The sequence below is a fragment of the Bifidobacterium dentium JCM 1195 = DSM 20436 genome (assembly GCF_001042595.1).
GTDB lineage: Bacteria > Actinomycetota > Actinomycetes > Actinomycetales > Bifidobacteriaceae > Bifidobacterium > Bifidobacterium dentium.
On record NZ_AP012326.1, the window covers coordinates 395,953 to 421,273 of the forward strand.

The following is a 25,321-nucleotide window of genomic DNA, read 5'->3' on the forward strand; positions in this document are numbered from 1 at the left end:
ATCGGACATACTAATGCATGGAATCCGCAGGCTAAGTGGAAAACGATTGTAGCTGATTTGTCGAATTTGTGAATGTTGTTTACGTGGGTGATGTAACAATGGTTGCATGACGCAATCACAGGTGTTGATTCTGCAGCACGTCCCGTGGGAGAAACCGGGACGCATTTTGGATGGCTTGGATGACTTGGGGTTGTCATACCAGATCATGAATGTGGCCAAGGAAAAGAAGCCGGAATTCCCTGATTTCGACGAGGTGGCGGGAGTGGTGCTCATGGGCGGACCGATGGGTGCGCTCGACTACGACAAGTATCCGGGGCTGAAGGCTGAAGCCAAACTGACGCGTGCCGCGGTCAGCGTCGGCAAGCCCGTGCTGGGCGTATGCCTAGGGCACCAGATCATCGCGACCGCGCTTGGAGCGAAACTGAAAAGCGGGGATGCTCCGGAAATCGGTTTTGCACCGATCAAGCGTGTGGATAAACACGATTTCTTCTCGATGTGGAACAAGACGGTGGATGTGCTGCATTGGCATAACGACGTGGTGACGCTTCCCGAAGGCGCACAGCCACTGGCACGCAGTGAGAAGACAAAGAACCAGGCGTTCCGATTCGGCTCCGCGCTCGGATTGCAATTTCACTTGGAAGTCACGCCGACCCTGCTGGAGGAGTGGCTCGACGAGCCGGGTATGGTCAAGGATCTGAAAGCCGCCGGCGGATCGAAATCGAAGCTGCGCGAGGCATACGTCGAATGCAATCCGCAGCTGCAGCCTCTTGCCGATCAGGTTTTCTCCGGATTCGCTGCCCGATGCAATTCATACGCGCAGTCATTGCAGGGCTGAACTGCCCCTCCTCAATCTACCGACGCTGAGGACCGTCTGAGCGTCGGTAGTTTGGGATGTTCCCCAATCTACCGACGGTGAGGGGCCGTGAGTGTCGGTAGATTGAGGAGGGGGACTGTTCCGGTAATCCTCCATGTTCCGCCGTTCCCGCTACATTGGTGGATTATGCCGACTTATGATTTGGGACTTGAACACGTATCGCTCGCCTTCGCCACGAAAACGATTTTCACCGATGTGACGCAAGGTGTTTTCGAAGGTGACCGCATCGGCATCGTCGGCAAGAACGGCGATGGCAAATCCACGCTACTGCACCTGTTCAAGGGTACGCAGGAACCGGATTCCGGTCGAGTGACCAAACGTAACGGTCTCACGTTCGGCATGCTTGATCAGCGCGATCCGCTCGATGACGACGCCACCGTGCGCGAAGCCGCGCTGGAGGGTCGTGAGGATTACGAATGGGCCGCTGAAACGAAATCACGTGAGATCGTCGAGGCGTTGCTCGGCGGCATCAGCCTGGACGCGCGGATCGGCTCGTTGTCCGGCGGCCAGCGCCGTCGCGCCGACCTTGCCCGCCTGTTGCTTAAGGATTGGGATATTCTCGCCCTCGACGAGCCCACCAACCATTTGGACGTCGTGACGATTCACTGGCTCGCCGAACATCTGAAGAATCGTTGGTCCGCCGGCGCCGGCGCATTGCTGCTCGTCACCCACGACCGCTGGTTCCTCGACGAAGTGTGCGAATCGATGTGGGAAGTGCATGACGGCGTGATCGAACCGTTCGAGGGCGGCTATTCCGCCTACATGTTGCAGCGAGTGGAACGTGACCGTCAGGCTGACGTGCGTGAGACGAAGCGCCGTAATCTGGCCCGCAAGGAACTCGCTTGGCTGACCCGCGGTGCCCGCGCCCGTTCCACCAAGCAGAAGTTCCACGTGAAGGCCGCACGCGAACTCATCGCCGACGTGCCGCCAGTGCGCAATACGCTCGAACTGAAGCAGATGGCGACTTCCCGCCTAGGCAAGCAGGTGGTTGATCTGATCGATGTGACGCAGATCTTCGAGCATGTCAACGGCGAGTCCGACATCGACCCCGATGTGGCGGAAATGGAAGCCTCGGCTTCCCGTGTGGATGTGGTGCCGGCCATGTACGCCGAACCGCAGGTGCACGGCAGTGTGGAAGTCGCCGTCGACGATTTGACCGACCCGCGACTGGTAGATGCCGGCGTTCCAGCCGCGCAACAGGCCGTTGAAGCAGCCGGAAGGTCGGTTGGAAAATCGGCCGGGACAACAGCTGAGCAGACGGCTGCGGTTCCATCGCAAGACGGTGCGGAGCCTGACGATTCCGCGCCGCAAGTGACGTCCGCCGCGCAGAAGATCACCGTCACCGGTCGTAAGATCCTCGATGACGTGACATGGCTGATCGGCCCCGGCGACCGATTCGGCATCGTCGGCGCGAACGGTGCCGGCAAATCGACGCTGCTGAAGATTCTCGATGGCACGATCACTCCAACCGCCGGTCATGTGAACATCGGCAAGACCGTGAAATTCGCGGTGCTGTCGCAGAGACTCGACGAACTGGAGAAACTCGGCAAATACAAGATCAAGGAAGTGCTGAGCCGCTACAAGCCGAGCTACATCGTGGACGGCAAAGAAACCACGCCGGGGCAGATGATGGAGCGTCTCGGCTTCGAATCCGCGCAGCTCATGACGCCGATCAAAGACCTGTCGGGCGGGCAGAAGCGCCGCATGCAGCTGCTGCTCATCCTGCTCGACGAGCCGAACGTGCTTATCATGGACGAGCCCGGCAACGATCTCGACACCGACATGCTCGCTGTGATGGAGGACCTGCTCGACACTTGGCCGGGTACGTTGATTGTGGTCTCCCACGACCGCTATCTGCTGGAGCGCGTCACCGACCAGCAGTATGCGCTGATCGGCGGTAAGGTGCGTCATCTGCCTGGTGGTGTGCAGGATTATCTTGATATGACCGAAGCCATCAAGAACGGTAAGAATCCGTTCGCCGATGAGAAGTCTGCAGACAAGGGACGCAGGAACGGCAATACCGGCGATTCTCATGCAGACGTCGGCTCGGCTACGGCTTCCGCTGGTATGGCGACCGGCGCAATCGGCGATTCGGCCGGCAGTCCAGCCGCTGATTCGGCAAAACTCACCGGCAAGGCATTCCATGAGGCATCCAAGCGCGTTGCCGCAATCGAACGCAAGCTGGCCAAACTGGAAGAGCGGAAAGCCGAGTTGGAATCGCAGATGGCCGAACATGATCCGAGCGATTACGAAGGCCTAGGCAAGATCAACGGGCAGTTGCAGGCCGTTGCAGACGAATCCGAATCCCTCGAAATGGAGTGGATGGAGCTCTCTGAACAGCTCGAGTAGGCCCAAGAACATAGACCCAGAACATGGATGGCAGCGTTGCCGTCGGATGCTGAGGACGATGAAGGGCGGTACCTGCGAGATGAATCGCAGGCACCGCCCTTCATCGTGTTTCGATGTAACTCAGACGCCGATCAGCGACCGGTGATCTCGGAACCGAGCACCTTCTCGCTCAGCGCTTTCGGACCGCGGGTCACGGCCACCGCGCCGGAACGGACCAGCTCGATGATGCCGTAATGTTCCAGCAGACCAAGCAGTGCGTCGATCTTACCTTCGGCACCGGTAGCCTCGATGGTCAGCGACTCAGGGTTCACGTCGACCACGCGTACGCGGAACAGGCGCACGATTTCCAGCACGTCGGAACGGTTGGACTCGTCGGCGGCCACCTTGATGAGCACCAGCTCGCGCTCCACGGTGGTGTTCGGATCGAGATCCACGATCTTCAGCACATGCAGCAGCTTGTTGAGCTGCTTGATGATCTGCTCGAGCGGCACCTCCTCCACGTCGGCCGTAACGGTTACGCGAGAGATGTCCGGACGTTCGGTAGGGGAGACGGACAGCGAGTTGATGTTGAACGCACGGCGGGCGAACAGGCCGGCGATACGCGCCAGCACGCCCGGACGGTTCTCCACGAGCACGGACAGCGTATGCCGCTTGGAACCCGGCTGGGATGCAGGATAGTTTGCCATGATTGGACCTTCCTTCCGCTTACTCGTTCACTCGTTCTCGGCCGCGGCGCGCTGCAGCGGCTTGATACCCGGCATGTAGGTCACGTCGTCGTTGGAGGCGCCGGCGGCGACCATCGGCCATACCATGGCATCCTTCCACACACGGAAGTCGATGAGTACCGGTCGGTCGTTGATCGCGTTGGCCTTCTTGATGCATTCGATGGCCTCTTCCTCGGTGAATGCGCGCATTCCGACGCAACCATACGCCTCGGCGAGTTTCACGAAGTCCGGCACGTCCATGATGTCAGGCGTGTTTTCGCCATCCAGCAGATTCGTGGCGGAATAGTGATGCTCGTAGAACAGGGTCTGCCATTGGCGCACCATGCCGTATACGGAGTTGTTCAGCAGGGCGATCTTGATCGGAGTGCGGTCGAGGAACGCGGTGGCCAGCTCTTCGGAGGTCATCTGGAAGGAGCCGTCGCCGTCGATCAGCCACACCGGCTTCTTGTCGGCGAACTCGCGTGCGGAGCCGACGCGTGCACCGATGGCCGCGGGTAGGCCGAAGCCCATCGTGCCAAGTCCTCCGGAGGAGATCCAGGAGTGCGGCTTGTCGAATTCGATGATTTGGGTGGCCCACATCTGATGCTGGCCCACGCCGGAAACCCAGATGGTGTCGGGGTCGGCCATAACGGACAGCTGCTTGACGACCCATTGCGGGGCGAGTGAGCCGTCGGTGGGCTGCTCCCACTTGATCGGATAGTCTTCGACCCACTTGTTGATGACTTCCCACCAGTGACTTATGTCCGGCTTGCCGTGCATGGCCTGCTCGCGCTTGATTTCCGGGATGAGATCCTTGAGCACGGTCGCCACATCGCCTACGATTGGCACGTCCGGTTGACGGTTCTTGCCGATTTCCGCCGGATCGATGTCTATATGGATGACGCGCGCGCCCGGTGCGAAAGCATCGAGCTTGCCGGTGACGCGATCGTCGAAACGTGCGCCGATTGCGACCAGCAGATCGCAACGCTGCACTGCGCCGGTTGCGGCGATGGTACCGTGCATGCCGAGCATGCCGAGCACCTTCGGATCGGAATCCGGCACGATGCCGCGTGCCGGCAGCGTGGTGACGATCGGTGCATCGGTGATCTCGGCCAGCTCTTTGACGAGCTCGCCCGCGTCGGAACGCACCGCACCGCCGCCTACATACAGCACCGGGCGGTAGGACTGCTCGAACAGTTTGGCAGCATCGGACAGCACGCGGCCGTGAGCCTTGGTGGTCGGATTGTAGCCGGGCAGAATCATGCGCTGCGGCCAGGAGTAGTACATGTCACCGGTCTGTGCGGTCTTGGTGATGTCCACCACCACAGGGCCGGGGCGACCGGAGCGTGCGATGTAGTGCGCTTCGGCAAGCACGCGCGGAATATCCTGCGCGCGCGTGACGAGGTAGGAATGCTTGACCACCGGATAGGTGGCTCCGACGATATCGGCCTCCTGGAAGGCGTCCGTGCCAATCGCGTTCACGCCCACCTGCCCGGTGATCACGACCAACGGAATGGAGTCCATGTTCGCATCGGCAATCGGGGTGATCATGTTCGTGGCGCCCGGGCCGGAGGTCACGATGCACACGCCCACACGGCCGGTCGCCACGGCATAGCCTTCGGCGGCATGGCCTGCGGCCTGCTCGTGGCGCATCAGTACGAATCGGAATTTCGTATCGTCCTTGATCGCATGGTAGACCGGCAGAATCGCACCGCCCGGAATGCCGAAAACGTCCTGAACTCCCAGATCCTCCAGCGAACGAACCAGCGCTTCGGCGCCGGTCATCTTCTCGCCGTCGACAATGGTCTGCTTTTCAGTGTTGGCGGATGCCTTGGGCATGCCGCTGAATGCCTGCAGAGGCGTAGGTAACACCATGTTCCCTCTCATGCTCGTTCGTGGAATCTTCTCGCTGGGCTTCGTGTGCGGGCGCGTCGGTGAGCGCCGGGTGTCGAAGCCCCTTTTCGGAATGCGGCGTAATCGCTTGTGGCGACTGGGCTGCGCAAATTCCTTCGCTAGTAATCAGTCTATGCTAACGGCTGACAGCGGCGAAAAGCCGCAACGGCCCACATGCTGGCGTGTTGCGAAGGGGCGTGGTATAAGCCATCGGCGTAGTCTACTGAGTTCACTGCCAGCCCTTCGCCGATGAGCATGGTCAGTGGCGATTGTCCAAAGCCTTCCAGCCGGCCTCGGCGGCGGCAAGCTGAGCCTTGCGCTTGCTGGAGCCCTTGCCGATGCCAATCACCTCGTCGGAGCCTTCGAGCATGGCTTTCGCGGTGAAAACCTGCGCGTATTCCGGGCCGGAAACCGACATCCGGTAATACGGCTCGCCCAATCCCATGTCATGGGCCTTGACGGTCAGCGAGGTCTTCCAATCCAATGCCGGGCCTTCGGTGGCGACTTCGGCCAAAGTGTCATCAACCAGATGGTGCACGACTTTTCGCGCCTCATCGATACCGTGCTGAATGAACGTCGCGCCGATCAGCGATTCGACGATGTCGCAGAGAATGGAACTCTTCTCCGCGCCATGCTGTTCCGCCTCGCCGTTGCCGAGCAGGATGTACGGGCCGACATGCAGCTTCTCGCGGGCGATGTGGCTTAACGACTCTTCGGAAACGGCTTTGGCGCGCATCTTGGCGAGCTGGCCTTCCGTCATGTCGGGATGGGCCGCATACAGCGTTTCCGTGGAGACGAGTTCAAGTACGGCATCGCCGAGGAACTCCAGGCGTTCGTAGTTCTTCGCGCCTGGATGCTCGTGTGAGAAGGAGCGGTGGGTGAGCGCCTCGACCAGCAGTTCGGGGGCGAGTGTGGTGCCGAGTGCTTCCAGCAGCACGTTGGCGGTCATCTCGCCTTCCGTCGTGATGGAGGTGGAGATATGGGTCCTCTCCCGTGTATTCCCCGTAGACGCGGCGGTTGGGTCGGCAGGTGCCGTCTTCCCCTTGACCGCTGTTGGCCGTATGGCCTTGGACGTCTTGGACGCTTCAGGCGTCCGGGGGTTCTTGGATGTGGAGTTCTTGGTTCCGGTCTGATGGTGAGCCATGATTGCTTCCTTCGTTAATCAGCCGTTGCGCACGTGGCGAGGCGACCAGTCACCTGGTCTCATTGCTACGCAAACAACGAATTCGTGCATAATCGTCGAGCGGAGGTTGATTCCGCCGATCCGCACTATGGTCAAGTCTAGCGAAATGGGGGACCGGAAGATCGCGGACCGAATCGCACTGCCCCAAATAGCAAAAACCCTGCCACCCGTCGATGGCAGGGTTTCAATGCTATATACCGTTAGTCGGCAACACTCACTTGGTGTGAATGGAGCGGACGGCCTCGCGGTACACACGGCCGCGGAAGGAGCCGCAGCTCGGGCAAGCCATGTGCGGCAGCGCCGGGGCGCCGCAGTTCGGGCAGGTAACGGTCTGGGCGGCCTTGGCCTTCCAGTTTGCGCGGCGGGAATGAGTATTCGCGCGCGAGGTCTTGTACTTAGGCAGTGCCATGGTGTTTCCTCTATTTCGTTCGAACGATATGAGCTTAAGCGTTCAGTATCTTAACGTGAGCTCCGTACAAACGCCAAATCGAGCATCATTCGCCATCGGCGGTACCCTCGAGACGGGCCTTGAGTCCTTCCAGCGCGGCGAAACGGATATCGGTCACATCATGATGATGATCGGGCTGCTCGTTCAGATCGATGCCACACTGCGAGCACAGTCCCTTGCAATCCGGCTTGCAGAGCGGTTGCAGAGGCAGCTCCTCCACCAGGGTATCGCGCAGCAGCGCCTCCAAATCGGCCCATGAACCGCCTTCGAGCAGCGGATAGGTGTCTTCGGACTCGTCTTCGCCCGCAACGATGTCGACTTCCTCCTCGGAGGCCTTGGCGCCATTCTTGCCGCCCTTGACGGCGGTTTTGTCTTCATAGGGGAAGAAGGCGGTGACGTTCACGTCCCAGTTGCGCTGAATCGGCTTCAGGCAACGAGTGCACTCCGCATGTACCGGTGCGCTGATGCGCGCCGAAAGAATCAGACCGTCGACGATCGAATCGAAGGAGCCGACGACCTGCACATCCGCACCCTCGTCAACGCCGACGATTTCATCGCCGATGCCGCTGGGAGCGGGGAACATCGCGTCGAGCGGTTTGCTCTGACCTGCGCGGGATGCCACCTGCGCCACGGAAACCGCCCAAGGGGAGTCTTCGATACGTGCCATATTCAGCCTTCCGGATAGTCGTTCGATTCAAGGTGGGGCAGGTGCTCGCCGGCCTCGCGCTGGCGGTCGTACAGCACCCGCAATCCCGCTTGAACATCATGGTCAAGCTTGCCGAGCTGCTGCTGCAGCGACTCCATCACCGTGGAACAGTACTTGTCGGCGCCCTGCGTGAGATGATCCGCCTTCGCCTGCGCCTGGTCGAGAATATCACGCGCCTTCCGCCGTGCGATTTCGGTGACGTTCTCTTGCCCGGCCAGGAACTGCGCCTGCTCATTCGCCTCACGTACCGTATCGGCCGCTCGCGACTGCGCGGAGGCCACGATCGCATTCGCCTGCGTCTGCGCGCTCTCCAACCGACGTTCGGCCTCGCGCATCAGCGCCGATGCGCGCTCGAGCTGTACCGGAAGCATCTTCTTGAGCTGATCGAGCTGGTCGGTGAACATCTCACGATCCACCTTGACCACGCTGGGAGCGAACAGGCTCGGTTTGGCCTCCGTCAATGCGGCCTCCATATTGTCGATGATGTCGTACACCGTCGTGAACTCCTCACGACTGTGTCCGGTCGGGCCCTCGGCGGAAGCGTCCGGATCGAGGGTCTCGCGCAGATCCGGCAGATCCGACATCGAGAAGGACGGCTTGCCGGAGGTCCGTGCGGCTACGGAAGCGGCCTGCACCGGCTGCTGCGAAGTCTGGTCGTCATCATCGGCCTGCGCAACGTCATAGGGTTGCGTTTCGTCTGTCATCATGCTCTCTTTTCGTTCTTCAGCGCCTCGCCAAGCAGCGGAATCACGCAATCCGGCACCATGCCGGTGACGTCGCCGCCGTGACGCGCCACGTCCTTGACGATGGAACTGGAGATATGTTCCAGATCCGGCGCGGCCGGCAGGAACAGCGTCTCCACGTCGGCGAGCTTGCGATTGACCAAGGCCATGCCCAGTTCGGCCTCATAGTCGCCGTTCTGACGCAGTCCCTTGACGATGACCGTGGCTCCGACCCGCTTACAGTAGTCGGTGATCAGCCCGGTGGTCGAAGCGACCTTGATATTGCGGCAACCGCGCTCTTTCAGCGCCTGGCGGATGATATCGACACGAGTGTCTTCCGAAAACATCGGTGTTTTCGCCGCGTTCACCGCGACCACCACATGCACTTCGTCGAAGAAATGCGCGCACCGCTCGATAACGTCCAGATGGCCGGCGGTGACGGGGTCGTACGACCCGGGACATACTGCAATCGTCATAGTCTTAAGGGTACCGCGCGCGGGCGAAGAAGCTGAGCATCTCCTTTATATATGAACGGTGCGTGGTTTACGAGGTTATGATAGAGGACAGTTGATGGCAGCGTATTGCATGGGATTCCGGCTGCGGGGTCCGCTGCCGAGGTTTTGTAAGGACGGAGCACACCATGGCTTGGCATGCGATTGTTGATGGCGTCTATGATGACGCCGACCCGGTTTCGCCGCTTTCCGACCCGGATGCGGGCACCGGCACTGCGGTGCTGGAGCGTCCGGAGGAAAAGACGCAGCTTGATGACGGCGGCAACGGTGATGCCGACCGTTTCGCGCATTACGTGTCGCGCGACCGCATCCAGGAATCGAAGCTCACCGGTCGCCCGGTCGTGGCGCTGTGCGGCAAGGTGTGGGTGCCTAAGCGTGATCCTTCCCAGTATCCGGTGTGTCCTGATTGCAAGCGCATCTATGACGAGATGATGAATTCCTCCTTCTGACGAGCCTGTGGCGTCGGCGGATCCGCAGAGGTTCCGTGAAAGCGGGCAAAAGCGGGCGCATGCGGAGGACATATACGGGGGTTCGCGCAGTCTTGCGTGAGCCCCCGTATGCGTGAATCCCGTGTTATGCCGAGTCGATGTGGCAGATCAGCGTGACGAGATTTCGTCGATGCGACGTAGCTCCTCGTCGGTGAACGTGATGTTCCGCAGCGCGCCGATATTGTCGAGCAACTGTTGCGGGCGGGAGGCGCCGACCAGTACCGAAGTCACCATGCCGTCATGCAGCAGCCATGCGAGTGCCATCTCCGCGAGCGTCTGCCCGCGTTCGGCGGCCAGACCGTTCAGGTCGCGAATCTGCTGCAGCTTTGCCGGGGTCAAGGCATTCTCCTGCAGGAACCGCCCATCGTGCGCGATTCTGCTATCGGCCGGAATCCCGTTCAAATATCGGTCGGTCAGCAATCCTTGATCGAGCGGTGAGAAGGTGATCAGGCCCTTGCCGAGGCGATGTGCGGTCTCCTTCAATCCGTTGCGTTCCACGGTGCGGTCGAAGATGTTGTAGCGGTTTTGGTTGATGATGAACGGCACATGCAATTCGTCCAGGATGGCGGTGGCCTGTTCGAGCGTCGGGCCGTCGTAGTTGGACAGGCCCACGTAGAGCGCCTTGCCGCTGTGTACCGCGGTGGCCAGTGCGCCCATGGTCTCTTCGAGCGGAGTGTGTGAATCCATGTGGTGATGGTAGAAGATGTCCACGTAGTCGAGACCGAGGCGTTCGAGGCTTTGGTCGAGCGAGGCGAGCAGGTATTTGCGGCTTCCGAGGTCGCCGTAGGGGCCGAGCCACATCTCGTAGCCGGCCTTGGTGCTGATGATGAGTTCGTCGCGGTGATGGTGGAAATATTCGTGCAGCAGTCGTCCGCAGTTCTTTTCGGCTGAGCCGGGTTCCGGGCCGTAGTTGTTGGCCAGATCGAAGTGGGTCACGCCGTTGTCGAATGCGGTGAACACGATCTGCCGCATGGTGTCGTATGGGGTGATGTCGCCGAAGTTGTGCCAGAAGCCGAGGGAAACGGCCGGCAGTTTCAGGCCGCTTGCGCCCACGTGGTTGTAGGTCATGCTGTCATAGCGTGCAGGCGATGGCGTGTAGACGGTGGTTGGTTCGAGCAAGGTTCCTCCTTGAAAAAACGGGGCTGTTCGCCGCGATGCGTTGCGCGGCGCCGTTGAATCCATCGTCGCACTTCAAGTAAACTTGAACGCAAATCGTGGCAGGTGATGCACCTTCTGCCATGAGGGAATCTCAGGAAAAGGATTTGAGGAGGGGAGATGGGCTCGTACACGATTCGCGAGATGGCGAGGAAGTTTGGCATGCAGCCGTCCACGTTGCGGTACTACGAAGATCAGGGATTGCTGACCGACGTCGGCCGCGACGATGCGGGGCGTCGTGTCTATGGCGACGAGCATATCGGGCAGCTGGAGGCGATCGCCTGCTTCAAGCATGCGGGCATGAGTATCGACGAGCTCAAGCGGTTCTTCGCCTATGAAGGCGACGAACGTACGCATATTTCGGACATGGTGGAGCTGTTGGAGAATCGCCGTGACGTTATCGTCGAACAGCGTGCCTCGTTGGAGGAGGCGTATATGCACGTGTTGCGCAAGCTGCATCTGTACAAGGATCTGCAGAGCAGTTATGAGAATGGTACGCAACCCCCGGATTGGGCCGATTACGACGGCAAGGACTTCCGGTAACGCCTCTTCTCACCGTCGGCAGTTATAGGCACTTCCTCAATCTACCGACGCTGAATGGTTGTAGGTGTCGGTGGTTTGGTTGGTTGCTCAATCTACCGACGGTGAGTGGTTGTGAGCGTCGGTGGATTGGGTGGTTGCTCAATCTACCGACGCTGAGTGGTTGTGAGCGTCGGTAGATTGGGTTAGAGGACGGTGACCTCGGTCGGGATGACCGGATCGCCCTTCATGAGGCTCTGTGCGCCGATTGGCAGTTCGGCCAACGCCTTCGCACGGTAGTTGTGCGCGTTGACGATGGCGTCATGGCCCTGATATTCGGTGTGGTTCTCGCCATTGGTCACATAATCGACCAGCAGATCCTTCCAGCCTTCTTCCGGCTGGTAGGCGGCCAGCTTTTCTTCGGAACCGGAGATGACATGCTCGCATTCGGCCAGCGAGTATTCATAGGAACGATAGGCGAGCTTGCGGCCCGGAACAGTGGCCTTGTCCTTCGACTTCTTGGCGACCGGCTGCATGTCGCCCGCGGAATTCTCGCGCTCGGTGAGCTTGTAGACCATCGCGCAGGTCGGCGCGCCCGAGCCGGTGACGAGCATGGTGCCCACGCCGTAAGAATCGACCGGAGCGGTCTGCAGGGAAGCCAGCGCGTACTCGTCGAGGTCGTTGGTCACGGTGATCTTCGTATTGGTGGCACCCAGCGCATCCAATTGGTTGCGTACACGCTGGGCCAGGGAGGCGAGGTCGCCGGAGTCGATGCGTACGCCGCCCAATTCCGGTCCGGCCACTTCGACGGCCGTCTTCACCGCCTCTTCGATGTTGTAGGTGTCGACCAGCAGAGTGGTGTTCCTGCCGAGTGCGGCGATCTGCGATTCGAAGGCGCTGCGCTCGTCGTCATGCACCAGCGTGAAGCAGTGCGCGGCGGTGCCGATGGCCTTCAGGCCGTACATTTGCGCGGCCAGCAGGTTCGCGGTGCCCTTGAAACCACCGACCACCGCGGCGCGTGCGGCCGCGACGGCGGCCCATTCGTTGGTACGGCGGCCGCCCATGTCCATGCACGGACGATCCTTTGCGGCGCTGACCATGCGGGAGGCTGCGGAGGCGACGGCGGAATCATAATTCAGGATGCTCAGCAGCAACGTTTCCAGCAGCGTGCATTCGCCGAATGTGCCTTCGACCTGCAGGATGGGGGAGTTCGGGAAGAACATCTCTCCTTCGCGATAGCCCTTGATGGAACCGGAGAAACGGAAATTCTCCAACCATGCGATGGTTTCGGGGCTCACCACCTTTCGGTCGGAGAGAAACTTCAGGTCGTTGTCGTCGAGATGAAAGTGTTCAAGCGCATCGAGGATGCGGCCCTGACCGGCGACCACGCCGTAGTGACGGCCCAGCGGCAGATGGCGGGTGAAGATCTCGAATACGCATTTACGGTTGGCCGTACCGTCTTTCAGGCATGCGTCAAGCATGGTGTATTCGTACATGTCGGTCATCAGGGCAGGTGAATAATCCAGCATTTCCAAAGCCTTTCTTGACTTTTGGTGAAACTGACCATAAGTGTAGTCCGGACGGTGACCAATTACCGCTTGCATATCATCATACGTGCATCGTCTTGGCTCTCCGGTCCGAATCTTCGCTCTGACGGGACTGACCGACGGAACAAGCCGACGGACGGACACCATCTTGTCCCTGCCTCGGCAGGCTCCATCTGCGGCGTGACTCCAAGGAGGGCAAGAGGACGGATGGTGATAGTGTCTCTTGGTAGGAAATCCGAGATTATCGACACGAAAGCAGTGCAATGGTAGCGATTAAAGACATGCTGGGCGAGCAGACCGTGATTCGTGCGGACGGGCGCAAGGTGGACGAACTGCGTCCGGTTCGCATTACCCGCCGTTTCACGGACGTTCCGGAAGGTTCCGTACTCATCGAATGCGGCAATACGCGCGTGATGTGCACCGCCACCTTCACCTCCGGCGTACCGCGTTGGCGCAAGGATTCCGGCCTGGGCTGGGTCACTGCCGAATACGCGATGCTGCCACGTGCCACCGCCGACCGCACCGACCGCGAATCCGTACGCGGAAAGATCGGCGGCCGTACGCATGAGATCAGTCGACTGATCGGCCGCTGCCTGCGCGGCGTGGTCGACATGAAGGCGTTGGGCGAGAATCAGGTGCAGATCGATTGCGATGTGCTGCAGGCCGACGGCGGCACCCGCACCGCCTCCATCACCGGTGCATATGTGGCACTGGTGGACGCAATGCGTTGGGCCGAGCGGCACAGGCACATCAAATCCGCCGACAGGGTGCTCAAAGACTGCGTTTCCGCAGTCTCCGTGGGTGTGATCAATGGCAAGCCGATGCTGGACCTGCCGTATATCGAAGACAGCCAGGCCATGACCGACATGAACGTGGCCATGACCGGTTCCGGCGAATTCATTGAGATTCAGGGCACCGCCGAGCACCGTCCGTTCAGCCGTGCCGAACTCAACGCCCTGCTCGATCTCGCCGAACAGGGCAACAAGGAGCTGCAGGCCGCACAGCGTGCCGCACTCGCCTTGGATTGATTGAATCCTGGTCATTGATGAGGGCGCAGACTGAAAGGAAACCATGAAAATCATCGTCGCCACCCACAATGAGGGCAAGCTGGTGGAAATACGCCGCATTCTGGAGGAAAGGCTTGGCGCCGGCGCAGCCGATGCGGAGCTCGTCTCCGCAGGCTCGTTGAACCTGCCCGATCCCGTGGAAGATGGCGTGACCTTTCAGGAGAACGCGCTGCTCAAGGCCCGTGACGTGGCCGCACGTACCGGCTGCCCGGCAATCGCCGACGACTCCGGCCTGATCGTGGACGTAATGGGCAACGCTCCGGGCATCCTGTCTGCCCGCTGGGCCGGCAGGCATGGCGATGACAAGGCCAACAACGCGCTGCTGCTCGCCCAGATCGCCGACATTCCGGAGGCCAGTCGTACCGCGCGATTCCGTTGCGCCGCCGCACTTGTGGTGCCGGGCGCCAAAAGGGAAGACGATACGGCCGAATCCGCCGGCAAACCGTATGCCATTACCAGTGAGACCGTGGAGATCGGTGAGATGCCGGGTGTGTTGCTGCATGCTCCGCGCGGCGAGCACGGTTTTGGCTATGATCCGCTGTTCGTGCCGGACGACCAGCCGACGCGTGCCGTCGAAGCTGGCGTGAGGCTTACCTCGGCCGAGATGGAACCTGCCGAAAAGAATGCCATCTCCCACCGTGGCAAGGCCTTGCGTGCGCTCGTGCCGGCCGTGGAAGCCCTGCTCAGGCAGTAGGCGGACGGCTCGCTCCCCATAGGATCGCGCAGGATTACCGCGACATCACAAGAAGCGAATTCACGCGAGCGCTGTGACCAGAACATGGGTGCCGGTCATCATGATGAGGCTGATGATCGCGCTGATCGACAGGGAGAAGCCGGCAAGCTTCGCATTGCCGAGCACCTTGTCGGTGAACAGCGTGGAGAATACGGCGATCGGCGCCAGGCAGCACATGGCCACGGCTTCGCGGATCGAAGCGTCGAACGGCAGCATGAGCCAGGCCGCGGCCGCGAATGCGATGCCGAACGGCAGTCTCCAGCCGATCACCTTGAGCAGCTTCATGACGTCCGCACGACCGGCGGGCAGATCCATAAGCATGCCGACCATGAGCATCGCGCAGAACGAATTCGCGTTCGACAGCGGTTGCGCCAATGTGGCGATTACGGCGGGAATCTTCACGTCCGCAAGCGTCAGCACGATCATCAGCAGGTAGGTATCGAACGGTACCGAGCCGAAGAATCCCTTGAACACGTTCCGGAACAGGGCCTTGCGGGCGAGTCTTTTCGCGTCCCTGTCCTTCGGCTTTACGTAGGGCAGGGTAGGCGCATGGCCCTGATACTGCTCGCCAAGCGTCTTGCCGGGCTGAATGTGCAGCAGGGTCTGCGTCATGACGTTCGTGCCGGCGGCCACCATCACGCAATTGCCGATATCGAACATGGCGGCCGGGACGATCGCGGCCGTGCCGAGAAAGGCCTGTACCACGGGAAAACAGAAGCATCCGACATTGAAGCCGGAACCGTTGAGCATGGTGAAGGCGCGATCCTGCACAGGCCGTTTGCGTGATGTCAGAAAGATGATGACCGGCGGAATGAAGGCGACGACAAAGCCGAACACGGAGATCCATAGCATGCTGGAATCATGCGGATTCGTGGCGAACGAGTAGACGATTGCGCCCGGTAACACCAAATCGAACATGGCGGTCTGCAGAATGCGGTAATCACGATCCTTGAATCTGCCGGCGCGTTTGAACAGATAGCCGGTAAGGATGATCAGCAGCAGCGCAATGGGTTGAATCAGCGCGGACATGGGGCTTCGGACTCTCTTCGCTTCGTTATGTACTCACTCTCTGCATGCTATCTTAGAGGCTGGGGTGGCGGTCGCTCCTTCGCGACGCCACATTCTGGAGATCAAAGTGCGCGAGATGGGACTTGAACCCACACGTCAAAGACACAGGAACCTAAATCCTGCGCGTCTACCAATTCCGCCACTCGCGCGTGATATGCAAAACCCTAGACGTGCACACACATCTAGGGCAATGGAGCCACTTGACAGAATCGAACTGTCGACCTGCTCATTACGAGTGAGCCGCTCTACCGACTGAGCTAAAGTGGCGCAATGCCCGGGAAGCATACGCTAGCCGCGCACAAGACAGCAATCATAGCGGAGATGTTCGATTTGCACAAATCGATGAAGTCGGAAGTGTCACGGCCGGCGGCGACCTGCGATTTGCGAGACGGTCGATTTGCGAGACAATGGGCACATGAGCAGCGACACTGGTTTCGACGACTTCCATGCGATTATTCCCGCCGGCGGCACGGGCACAAGACTGTGGCCGCTGAGCAGACGTGACCGGCCGAAGTTTCTGTACGACCTGCTGGGGCAGGGGCGTACGCTCATCCAATCCACTTACGACCGGCTGGAGGCGATCGCCGGCAAGGGCAATGTGTACGTGAGTACGGGTGTCGGGCATGTGGGGGCCGTGCGCGAGCAGCTGCCACAGCTCGATGCGGACAATATTTTCGCCGAGCCGATTCCCCGGGATTCCACCGCGGCCATCGTACTGGCCACGGCGGTGATCGCGCGGCGTTGCGGCGAACGTTGCGTGGTCGGTTCGTTCGCCGCCGACCATGTGATTCGCGGGCGTCAGTCCTTCGCCGAATCGGTGCGTCAGGCGGTGGCGACAGCCCGTGCCGGCTACGTCACGACCATCGGCATCGCCGCCTCGCGCCCCTCGACCGCGTTCGGTTACATTCATCAGGGTCGTTCGTTGGCGGCCGACGTTCCGGACGCACCTGCGGCGCGGTTGGTGGAACGGTTCGTGGAAAAACCGGATGCCGCGACCGCGCAGGCCTATCTGTCGACGGGTGAGTACCGTTGGAATGCCGGTATGTTCGTGATGCGCGCCGACGTGCTGCTCGATCACATCAGGCGTGCGAAGCCGCTGATGTACGAGGCGATTTCGCGTATCGCCGACGCCTACGAATCCCCCGTGCGAACCCGTGGGGCGGCCGTTGAGCGGGCGATGGCGCGAGATTGGGCCGGCATCGAGAAGATAGCCTTCGATTATGCGGTGGCCGAACCGCTGTCGGTGGCGGGCGGTGTGGCCATGATTCCGGGCGATTTCGGATGGGATGACATCGGGGATTTCAATTCGGTGGCCGCCTTGCTGCCGAGCGCCAACGAGCGCAATATCAAAATCCTGGGGGATGCGGAATCCGTGGCGTATCTGGATTCCGCGGGCGACGTGGTCGTGCCGGAAAGTGGGCGTACCATCGCCCTGCTCGGTGTCAATGACATGGTGGTGGTAGATACGCCCGACGCGCTGCTCATCGCGCCGCGCGCCCGCAGTCAGGAAGTCAAAAGCATGGTCGCTCATCTCGACAGGCTCGGGGCCGAAGACATTCTCTGATCTTCACGTTGCGGATTGCATACGATTGCATCGTCACGGATTGGCGTGTTCGTGTATGGTGATGGCATGAAAACGGCAATATCAGGCGAATCCGTACGTGAGCGGCGGTCTTCGGATTGTTTTTGTGTTGTTCTGTCTGCTTTTGTGAGTATCTTGTGAGGTGAAGAGATACGGTGCGTCGCGCTGGAAACGGACGTTGCGCGCCGCTTCACAGTGATGATGAAAGGACCCTATCAACCATGGCCATCAATCCTCCCGTTGACGCCACCAAGACCCCGGAGTGGGCCGCCCTGCAGAAGCACTATGACGAGCTGCAGTCCGAAGGCATCAGCCTCAAGCAGTGGTTCGCCGACGACGCCGCCCGCGTCGAGAAGCTGAGCTTCGATGCCGGCGACCTGCATTTCGACCTGTCCAAGAACCTGATCAAGCCGGAGACCCTGCAGCTGTTCGCTGACCTCGCCAAGGCCGTCAAGCTCGACGAGCGCACCAAGGCCATGTACACCGGCGTGCATATCAACAACACCGAGGACCGCGCCGTGCTGCACACCGCACTGCGCCGCCCGATCGAGGACGAAGGCAAGTACATCGTCGACGGTCAGGACACCGTCAAGGATGTGCGTGAGGTGCTTGACCGCATCTACGCTTTCGCCGACAAGGTCCGTTCCGGCGAGTGGACCGGCGTGACCGGCAAGAAGATCGAGACCGTGGTCAACATCGGCATCGGCGGTTCCGACCTGGGTCCCGTTATGGTGTACGAGGCGCTGAAGCCGTACGCCGACGCCGGCATCGCCGCCCGCTACATCTCCAACATCGATCCGAACGACCTGGCCGAGAAGACCAAGGGCCTCGATCCGGAGACCACCCTGTTCATCATCGTTTCCAAGACCTTCACCACTCTGGAAACCCTGACCAACGCCCGCGAGGCCCGCACCTGGCTGCTTGAGGAGCTCAAGGCCTCCGGCGCCATCGACGGTTCCGACGAGAAGAACGCCGAAGCCATCAAGAAGCACTTCGTCGCCGTTTCCACCAACCTGGAGAAGGTCGCCGAGTTCGGCATCGACCCGAACAACGCCTTCGGCTTCTGGAACTGGGTCGGTGGCCGTTACTCCGTCGACTCCGCCGTCGGCACCTCCCTCGCCGTGGTCTTCGGCCCGGCCCGCTTCGAGGAATTCCTGCACGGCTTCCACGAGATCGACGAATATTTCGCCAGCACCCCGTTCGAGAAGAACGTCGTCGTGCTGCTTGGCATGCTGAACGTGTGGTACCGCAACTTCTTCAAGGTCGCCTCCCACGCCGTGCTGCCGTACGACCAGTACCTGCACCGCTTCCCGGCCTACCTGCAGCAGCTGACCATGGAATCCAACGGCAAGTCCGTGCGTTGGGACGGCACCCCGGTCACCTCCGAGACCGGTGAGATCTTCTGGGGCGAGCCGGGCACCAACGGCCAGCACGCCTTCTACCAGCTGATCCACCAGGGCACCCAGCTGATTCCGGCCGACTTCATCGCGTTCGTGAACACTCCGAACCCGGTCAAGGACGGCGATCAGGACGTGCATGAGCTGTTCCTGGGCAACTACTTCGCCCAGACCAAGGCGCTGGCCTTCGGCAAGACCGCCGAGGAAGTCCGCGCCGAGGGCACTCCGGAAGAGATCGTTCCGGCCCGCGTGTTCACCGGCAACCGTCCGACCACCTCCATCTTCGGCGTGGCTCTGACCCCGTTCGCGGTCGGTGAGCTGATCGCCCTGTACGAGCACATCACCTTCGTCGAGGGCACCGTGTGGGGTCTGGACTCCTACGATCAGTGGGGCGTCGAGCTGGGCAAGCAGCTCGCCAAGCAGATCACCCCGGCCATCTCCCAGGATGACGAGGCCCTGGCCGCTCAGGACGCTTCCACCCAGTCCCTGATCAAGTTCTACCGCGCCAATCGTGAGTTCTGATTTTCGATTGAGAGCGTAACCGAATACCTCATCCGTGTCTCGCGGATGAGGTATTTTTATTAATTGCTGTGCCGAAAGGCGGGACGCCGCATAATCCTGCTTTTCCTTGGGTCCAGCCGGAACAATCGCAAGATTGCATCTTTCCGGCGGATTGGCAATCCTGCGCAGGCAGACCTGCGCAGAACATGACAGGCTGATGTGGCAATCGCAAGAATGTCGCAAAAGCCCTTACCTGTGCGCTGATATGCGGCGGCGACTCGAGGAAACACAATGGTTAACGCTATTGAGGCATTTGACGCCAAGCACATGAAGCCGGCCGAGGAGATCCCTGCTTTCCGTCCGGGTGACACCGTTGAAGTCAACGTGAAGATCAAGGAAGGCAACAACTCCCGTATCCAGGCCTTCACCGGCGTGGTGATCGCCCGTCAGGGCGGCGGCGTCCGCGAGACCTTCGTGGTCCGTAAGATCAGCTTCGGCACCGGTGTCGAGCGTCGCTTCCCGCTGCACTCCCCGATCATCGACTCCATCAAGCTGGTTCGCAAGGGCCGTGTGCGTCGCGCCAAGCTGTACTACCTGCGCAAGCTGCGCGGTAAGGCCGCTCGCATCGTCGAGCGTCGCGACAACTCCGCCAAGTGAGTGCGATGCGCGAATAAAGCGTGAAATCGGCCCGGCAACTGCATGGTTGTCGGGCCGATTCCTATATTCGACGCTATGATAAAGGCCATTGCGTTCGTAACGAGACAACCGAAGGACCCAACATGAAGCATGCCGCAAACACAGGCGCCGATAACGGCTTCGATTGGCGCGATACCCTGATATGGTGCGGGGTGCCGGTAGCCATCGTACTGCTGGTCCGTATGTTCCTCGTCGGCTTCTATGTGATTCCCTCCGGCTCCATGATGGACACCATCGAACCGGGCGATCGCGTAATCACCACCAAGCTCACCCCGAAACTGTTCTCGTTGCGACGCGGCGATGTGGTGGTATTCAAAGATCCGGACCACTGGCTGCAGGAGGAGAACAGCGGGAGACTCGGCGGCGACTTTCTCATCAAACGTCTGATCGGGCTTCCGGGCGACACCGTGGCCTGTGAGGGGCCGGGCCAGCCGGTCACCGTCAACGGCGTGGCCATCGATGAATCCTCGTACATTCGCTCCGGCGTGGACCCGAGTTCGTTCGCTTTCAAGGTGAAGGTGACGGCCGGCCACATATTCGTATTGGGCGACAATCGCGCGAATTCCGCCGATTCCCGATATCATCAGGATGACTCCTCGCATGGTCTGGTGCCGATCGACGACGTGGTGGGCGTCGGCTTGGCCACCTACTGGCCGTTGAACCGCATCGGTGCGTTGGACGCGCATCATGATGTGTTCAAGGATGTGCCGGAAGGATCGGCGGGCTGATGGCGGTTTCCACGGTGCCTACGTTGCAATTGGAACGTGAGATTGCAGCGCGGGGGTACGATGTGATCGTCGGCTTCGACGAAGTCGGACGTGGCTCGTTGGCTGGGCCGGTCATGGTTGGTGCCGCTGCGATCCGGACGGCAGATCTGGACGGCCCGGATGCCTTGGATGTGCCGGAAGGCGTGGCCGATTCCAAAATGCTGACGGAACATCGCCGTGAAACCATCTTCGAATCCCTGAAATCATGGAGCGCCTCATGGGCCGTCGGAGCGTCCAGCAATGCGGAAATCGACGAATGGGGCATCTCATACGCATTGGGCGTGGCCGCGTTGCGCGCGCTGGATGAAGTGGAACGTGAGCTGGGAATCGCCGATGACGGGCGGCCGATACGGGTCGGTGCCATTCTCGACGGACCGAACGACTACATCACCAAGGCTTTGGGTACTTTCGATGCGCCCGACGTGCCGGTTCCCGCAACGGTCACCACCAAGGTGAAAGGCGACCGTTATTGCGCGACCGTAGCCACGGCTGCCGTCATCGCCAAGGTCACGCGAGACCGGCTCATGATTGAACTGGGTGAGCGTCCCGAATATGCGATCTACGAATGGCAGCGTAACAAGGGCTACGGTTCCGCTGCGCATCGTGAGGCCATCGCTGCGCACGGGCCGAGCGACCTACATCGGATTTCCTGGCATTTGGGGTAGGCGCATATCGGGTATGCCGGGCCTCCGCCTCGGATCGTCGGATGGGATTGGTTCGCCGTCAGTGAAATCTGCCATGCCTGTATGCCGATGAGCATGCACGACTGCATACGGCAATGGATTTTGGGAATCGTGCACGAGAACATCACCCAAGGGGGTATTGGCTCTTCTGGATTCAGGGTTCGAATGCGGGAATTAGCCCCCCTTTCCGTGGATTGCTCCGCACGATTCTTCAAACAGGTCTCTTTCGCATGTCGTGCATGAACGCAGGGGAGATGGATACGCCTGCGGAACGTTCGCCTGAAGCATGCATGCCCCTAATCCCTGCGGATGAGGACGATCGGAAGATTCATCCTGCCGCAGGATGGTCGTGACGGTGCGGTTTCCGTAGCGTATGAACCATGGAAACCACAACACATCATGTACTTAGGGCATCCGATCTGGTCATGGACTACGCAGCTCAGCCTGGCACTGCGAAACCCGTTGCCTCCGCCATGCATATGCTGGCGCTCAACCATGTGAACTTCGCCATCCGCGCCGGCGAAAGCATCGCCGTCATGGGGCCGTCGGGCTCCGGAAAATCAACCCTGTTGCACGTATTGGCCGGCATCGTCAGGCCGACTGCCGGAAACGTGAGCTTCCGCGGCACCGACTTGGCGAGGCTGCCCGATGCGGATTGCACCAAGCTGCGCCGCAGTGCCTTCGGATTCGTATTCCAGTCCGGCCAGTTGCTACCGGAATTGCCGGCCGTCGAAAACATCGCCCTGCCGATGATGCTGGGCGGTGCACGCTACCAGCAGGCCGCCGATACGGCCATGCTGTGGCTGGAACGATTGGGATTGCGTCAACTTGCGGCCCAACGTCCCGGTGAGATGAGCGGCGGCCAGATGCAACGCGTCTCCATCGCCCGCGCACTCGCCGTGCAGCCGGCCGTCGTTTTCGCCGATGAGCCGACCGGCGCGCTCGACCAGAGTACCGGCCGCGACATCATGGGTATCCTCATGGATGCCTCCCGCGCCAACGGAGCAGCCGTAATCGTGGTGACGCACGATCCGAACGTGGCCGCCTTCTGCGACCGTACGCTCATCATGCGCGACGGCCAGCTGTACGACGAAGGTCCGCACCCGCAGCCGACGCAGGCAGAGCTGGCGGCCGCACACGGCCCCGGTGCGCAATGGCCGCAACCGGTCACCGGTGCGCACGGCGTTCCGATGTACGGCAATCCTCCGCAGGGAGGCATGCGATGAACACGTTTGCGCTTTGGCGGCTATTCCACCGTCCCGGCACGCGCGGCACCGCCGGCCACACCTCGGTGCTGGCCGTGGTCGCCTTCGCGGCCGCGACCACGATCTTCCTCACCGTGCTCGGCGGCGTGCACGGTTTCATCTGGCGAGCCTCGGCCGACCATACCATCGGCTGTATGATCAACCCCGGTCCGAGCAATTGCGCGCCCGGTACGTATGAGGCCTGGTCGAAAACCCTGGAAACGGGCAACAGGCTCATGATTCATGGCAGCGGCCATTGGACGGCGGCACAATCCGCCGCCGTTATGAACACCTACGCCGGAGGCTACGTACTATTGGCCGGATTCGCCTGCATGCTGCTCATCGTGCCGTTCGTGGCGCTCGCCGGTTCAGCCGCCCGTCTGGCCGCCTCCCGTCGGGACGCCCGTCTGGCCGCACTGCGCCTGGCCGGTGCCACCACGGCGCAGGTCACGAAATTGACTGCGCTCGATGCGGCCTCCCAGGCTCTGCTCGGCTCCCTCATCGGCATTCTCGGCTATGTTGCGGTGATGCCGTTGATCATGCTGCTCAACTTCCAGAACAGGCGTTTCACCTTCGAAGAGCTGTGGGTCGGCTCGTTGGCCCTGATCGCCGTAATCGCAGGCGTTGCGGTACTGGCACTGGCCTCATCCCTGATTACCCTGCGCCGCGTCGCCATCACCCCGCTCGGCGTGATGCAACGTACTTCGCCGCCTCTGCCGACCAAGTGGCGTGTGTTGATCTTCGCGGTGATCATGGCGGTCGGGTATATGGTGCTGAGCAACCTGCAGTCATTCGCCCGTTTCGGTGAGGGCACGGTCTACGCGATGGTGTTCGGCATCATCTTCCTGTGCTTCGCCTTGGTGAATCTCGTGGGTACGTGGGTGGTGACGTTCCGCGCCAAGTTGCGTGCCCGCCGACCGAAGGATGCGGCGACCATGATCGCCATGCGCCGTATTCTCGACAATCCCAAGCGTGCCTGGCGTAACGTGTCCGGTGTGGCATTGGCGGTGTTCATCGCCGGCATGACGTCCGTGTGCGGATTGGTGGCCAGCGGCATCAACGGCAATGTCGACCCGCTTGACCCGAGCATGCTGTACGCACGCGACATCAGCACCGGCGGATTCCTGACCCTTGCTTTCGCGGCCGTGCTTGCCGCCGTCAGCTCCGGTGTGATGCAGGCCGGCAGCGTCTACGATCAGGTCGGTGAATACCGCATGCTTACGTTGGAAGGTACCGATAAGACCACACTCGACAAGGCGCGCATGATGGAAGTGATCACGCCGCTCAATACGGTGGTGGCCGTTTCCGGTGGCTGTTCGCTGCTGCTGCTGTTCCCGATCATGGCGGCGGCACTGTTCAGGCCGGCCACGCTGATGACGTTGGTCGCAGGAATCGCCTTGTGCTACGCCCTGATCGCCGTGGGGGCCATCGCCGCCAATCATGTGGCCCGTACCCTCAATCTCGCCGATTATCGCGCCGACGATTGAGTGCGGCCGGACATGACGATTAGCTGAGCAGTGCGGCGATGATTGCGATGAAAACCGGCGAGGTGAGCGTCGAGAAGAGGATGCCGTCACGTGCGAAGGAAAGGCCCACGTTGTAGCGTGCCGCATAGTTGTAGACGTTCTGACCGGTCGGCAGGGCGGCAAGCACCACGCACGCGTATAGCGTGGGGCCACGGAACCCCATCACGAAGTAGCTCAGCAGGAATGCGATGATCGGCATCACGATGTTCTTCAGCGCCGCCACCGTGAACGTCGCCGGAATGTCGGCCTTTTCCTGCAACGGCTTCGTGCCATGCAACGACATGCCGAACGCCATCAGGATCATCGGCACCGCGGAATTGCCGATCATGTTGATCGGATCGAAGATGCAGCTCGGCACTACGAAATGGCCGGCCTTCGCGGAGATCGCGGAGACGACGATGCCTAGCAACGAACCGATGAGCAGCGGTTGATGCAACGGCTGCTTGAGGATTTCCTTCGCGGAGACCCTGCCTTTCGTGGTGACGTCGAGTACGGTCAGCCCGATCGGGGTGAACACGGCCTGCTGCATGACCAGGATCGGTGCCACGAGTGCGGGGTTGCCGAGAATGTAGGTGGCGATCGGCAGGCCGATGTTATTCGAGTTGAGATACAGCGAGTTCAGTGCGCCGATGGTCGCATCCGCCGGCTTCATGTGGAAGAACAGACGGTTGAGAATCAGGAAGACGGCTCCGACGAGCATGGCCGAGAAGAACGCGACGATGATGGAGGAGTGGAAGATCTCGAAGATCTTCTCCTTCGACAGAATCGCGAACATCAGGCATGGGCTGGACACGAAGAAGCTGAAGCGGTTGAGCACCATCTGCGCGGTCGGCCCGCCGATACGCAACCGTGCGGCCGCATAACCGGTGCCGATCACGATGCCGATGACGCAGAAGCCTTCCATCGCGCTTAACAGACCCGGCATGCATTCGTCCTTTCCCTGCTTCCCGTGGTGAT

23 protein-coding genes, 2 tRNA genes and 2 pseudogenes are annotated in these 25,321 nt (G+C 60.8%); 14 read left to right on the forward strand and 13 right to left on the reverse strand.

The window, feature by feature from the left end; translation table 11 throughout:
• The first annotated feature begins 106 nt into the window (after positions 1 to 106).
• The 3 genes and pseudogenes from BBDE_RS01530 to BBDE_RS11670 form a co-directional block, all read left to right on the forward strand.
• Positions 107 to 835, forward strand: coding sequence for a type 1 glutamine amidotransferase (locus tag BBDE_RS01530; RefSeq protein ID WP_003837565.1), 729 nt, complete (start codon positions 107 to 109; stop codon positions 833 to 835).
• Between the two features lie 165 nt (positions 836 to 1,000).
• Positions 1,001 to 2,062, forward strand: a pseudogene (locus BBDE_RS11665) (ABC-F family ATP-binding cassette domain-containing protein); the annotation flags it as partial.
• 126 nt (positions 2,063 to 2,188) lie between these two features.
• Positions 2,189 to 3,223 (forward strand): annotated as a pseudogene (locus BBDE_RS11670) (ATP-binding cassette domain-containing protein); the annotation flags it as partial.
• Between the two features lie 131 nt (positions 3,224 to 3,354).
• Here the strand turns inward: BBDE_RS11670 and ilvN are convergent.
• The 7 genes from ilvN to coaD form a co-directional block, all read right to left on the reverse strand.
• Positions 3,355 to 3,909 (reverse strand): acetolactate synthase small subunit, encoded by a 555-nt coding sequence (gene ilvN / locus BBDE_RS01540; protein WP_003837563.1) that lies wholly within the window; start codon positions 3,907 to 3,909, stop codon positions 3,355 to 3,357.
• A gap of 27 nt (positions 3,910 to 3,936) precedes the next feature.
• Positions 3,937 to 5,802 (reverse strand): acetolactate synthase large subunit, encoded by a 1,866-nt coding sequence (locus tag BBDE_RS01545; RefSeq protein WP_012901850.1) that lies wholly within the window; start codon positions 5,800 to 5,802, stop codon positions 3,937 to 3,939.
• Positions 5,803 to 6,079: 277 nt separating this feature from the next.
• Positions 6,080 to 6,769 carry a ribonuclease III gene (gene rnc, locus BBDE_RS01550; RefSeq protein WP_003837561.1) on the reverse strand — a complete coding sequence of 230 codons (690 nt, stop codon included), beginning with the start codon at positions 6,767 to 6,769 and terminating at the stop codon, positions 6,080 to 6,082.
• Between the two features lie 448 nt (positions 6,770 to 7,217).
• Positions 7,218 to 7,412, reverse strand: a complete 195-nt coding sequence (rpmF, locus tag BBDE_RS01555; protein WP_003837559.1) for a 50S ribosomal protein L32 — start codon at positions 7,410 to 7,412, stop codon at positions 7,218 to 7,220.
• An 85-nt stretch (positions 7,413 to 7,497) separates the two neighbouring features.
• Entirely contained in the window at positions 7,498 to 8,118 is a 621-nt protein-coding gene (locus BBDE_RS01560) for a YceD family protein (RefSeq protein WP_003837558.1), read from the reverse strand.
• Between the two features lie 2 nt (positions 8,119 to 8,120).
• Positions 8,121 to 8,864: a hypothetical protein gene (locus BBDE_RS01565; protein WP_003837557.1), complete on the reverse strand. Its 744-nt coding sequence runs from the start codon at positions 8,862 to 8,864 to the stop codon at positions 8,121 to 8,123.
• Positions 8,861 to 9,355: a pantetheine-phosphate adenylyltransferase gene (coaD, locus tag BBDE_RS01570; protein WP_003837556.1), complete on the reverse strand. Its 495-nt coding sequence runs from the start codon at positions 9,353 to 9,355 to the stop codon at positions 8,861 to 8,863. Before coaD ends, BBDE_RS01565 begins: the two co-directional genes overlap by 4 nt.
• A 164-nt stretch (positions 9,356 to 9,519) precedes the next feature.
• Here coaD and BBDE_RS01575 point away from each other — a divergent pair, with 164 nt between their 5' ends.
• Positions 9,520 to 9,840, forward strand: coding sequence for a DUF3039 domain-containing protein (locus tag BBDE_RS01575; RefSeq protein WP_003837555.1), 321 nt, complete (start codon positions 9,520 to 9,522; stop codon positions 9,838 to 9,840).
• 147 nt (positions 9,841 to 9,987) lie between these two features.
• On the opposite strand, the gene BBDE_RS01580 is transcribed toward BBDE_RS01575, so the two are convergent.
• Entirely contained in the window at positions 9,988 to 10,998 is a 1,011-nt protein-coding gene (locus BBDE_RS01580) for an aldo/keto reductase (protein WP_033489133.1), read from the reverse strand.
• A gap of 156 nt (positions 10,999 to 11,154) precedes the next feature.
• On the opposite strand from BBDE_RS01580, the gene BBDE_RS01585 reads away from it, so the two are divergent.
• Positions 11,155 to 11,577 carry a MerR family transcriptional regulator gene (locus BBDE_RS01585; protein WP_012901853.1) on the forward strand — a complete coding sequence of 141 codons (423 nt, stop codon included), beginning with the start codon at positions 11,155 to 11,157 and terminating at the stop codon, positions 11,575 to 11,577.
• Positions 11,578 to 11,759: 182 nt separating this feature from the next.
• Here BBDE_RS01585 and BBDE_RS01590 read toward each other — a convergent pair whose 3' ends face one another.
• Positions 11,760 to 13,082, reverse strand: coding sequence for a nicotinate phosphoribosyltransferase (locus BBDE_RS01590; RefSeq protein ID WP_003845120.1), 1,323 nt, complete (start codon positions 13,080 to 13,082; stop codon positions 11,760 to 11,762).
• A 281-nt stretch (positions 13,083 to 13,363) separates the two neighbouring features.
• On the opposite strand from BBDE_RS01590, the gene rph reads away from it, so the two are divergent.
• Together rph and BBDE_RS01600 are read left to right on the forward strand one after the other, a co-directional pair.
• Positions 13,364 to 14,128 carry a ribonuclease PH gene (rph, locus tag BBDE_RS01595; protein WP_003837546.1) on the forward strand — a complete coding sequence of 255 codons (765 nt, stop codon included), beginning with the start codon at positions 13,364 to 13,366 and terminating at the stop codon, positions 14,126 to 14,128.
• A 43-nt stretch (positions 14,129 to 14,171) separates the two neighbouring features.
• Complete coding sequence (locus BBDE_RS01600; RefSeq protein WP_003837544.1) at positions 14,172 to 14,861, forward strand: non-canonical purine NTP pyrophosphatase; 690 nt, start codon at positions 14,172 to 14,174, stop codon at positions 14,859 to 14,861.
• Positions 14,862 to 14,921: 60 nt separating this feature from the next.
• On the opposite strand, the gene BBDE_RS01605 is transcribed toward BBDE_RS01600, so the two are convergent.
• The 3 genes from BBDE_RS01605 to BBDE_RS01615 form a co-directional block, all read right to left on the reverse strand.
• The gene (locus BBDE_RS01605; RefSeq protein WP_003837543.1) at positions 14,922 to 15,929 is read right to left on the reverse strand and encodes an AEC family transporter; all 1,008 of its coding nucleotides are present in this window, start codon (positions 15,927 to 15,929) and stop codon (positions 14,922 to 14,924) included.
• A gap of 107 nt (positions 15,930 to 16,036) precedes the next feature.
• Positions 16,037 to 16,117, reverse strand: a tRNA-Leu gene (locus BBDE_RS01610).
• Between the two features lie 42 nt (positions 16,118 to 16,159).
• Positions 16,160 to 16,235, reverse strand: a tRNA-Thr gene (locus BBDE_RS01615).
• Between the two features lie 148 nt (positions 16,236 to 16,383).
• Here BBDE_RS01615 and BBDE_RS01620 point away from each other — a divergent pair.
• From BBDE_RS01620 to BBDE_RS01650, 7 genes are all read left to right on the forward strand, one after another.
• A complete protein-coding gene (locus tag BBDE_RS01620) occupies positions 16,384 to 17,532 on the forward strand; it encodes a mannose-1-phosphate guanylyltransferase (RefSeq protein WP_003837542.1) in 1,149 nt (382 codons plus the stop codon).
• Between the two features lie 239 nt (positions 17,533 to 17,771).
• Complete coding sequence (gene pgi / locus BBDE_RS01625) at positions 17,772 to 19,469, forward strand: glucose-6-phosphate isomerase (RefSeq protein ID WP_003837541.1); 1,698 nt, start codon at positions 17,772 to 17,774, stop codon at positions 19,467 to 19,469.
• 270 nt (positions 19,470 to 19,739) lie between these two features.
• Positions 19,740 to 20,105, forward strand: coding sequence for a 50S ribosomal protein L19 (gene rplS, locus BBDE_RS01630; protein ID WP_003837538.1), 366 nt, complete (start codon positions 19,740 to 19,742; stop codon positions 20,103 to 20,105).
• A gap of 20 nt (positions 20,106 to 20,125) precedes the next feature.
• Positions 20,126 to 20,872 (forward strand): signal peptidase I, encoded by a 747-nt coding sequence (gene lepB, locus BBDE_RS01635; RefSeq protein ID WP_012901855.1) that lies wholly within the window; start codon positions 20,126 to 20,128, stop codon positions 20,870 to 20,872.
• Positions 20,872 to 21,576 carry a ribonuclease HII gene (locus BBDE_RS01640; RefSeq protein WP_003837535.1) on the forward strand — a complete coding sequence of 235 codons (705 nt, stop codon included), beginning with the start codon at positions 20,872 to 20,874 and terminating at the stop codon, positions 21,574 to 21,576. Before lepB ends, BBDE_RS01640 begins: the two co-directional genes overlap by 1 nt.
• A gap of 398 nt (positions 21,577 to 21,974) precedes the next feature.
• Entirely contained in the window at positions 21,975 to 22,820 is an 846-nt protein-coding gene (locus BBDE_RS01645) for an ABC transporter ATP-binding protein (protein WP_012901856.1), read from the forward strand.
• Positions 22,817 to 24,325, forward strand: a complete 1,509-nt coding sequence (locus BBDE_RS01650; RefSeq protein WP_003837530.1) for an FtsX-like permease family protein — start codon at positions 22,817 to 22,819, stop codon at positions 24,323 to 24,325. Before BBDE_RS01645 ends, BBDE_RS01650 begins: the two co-directional genes overlap by 4 nt.
• Before the next feature lie 19 nt (positions 24,326 to 24,344).
• On the opposite strand, the gene BBDE_RS01655 is transcribed toward BBDE_RS01650, so the two are convergent.
• Entirely contained in the window at positions 24,345 to 25,289 is a 945-nt protein-coding gene (locus BBDE_RS01655) for an AEC family transporter (protein WP_003837528.1), read from the reverse strand.
• Positions 25,290 to 25,321: the final 32 nt, after the last annotated feature.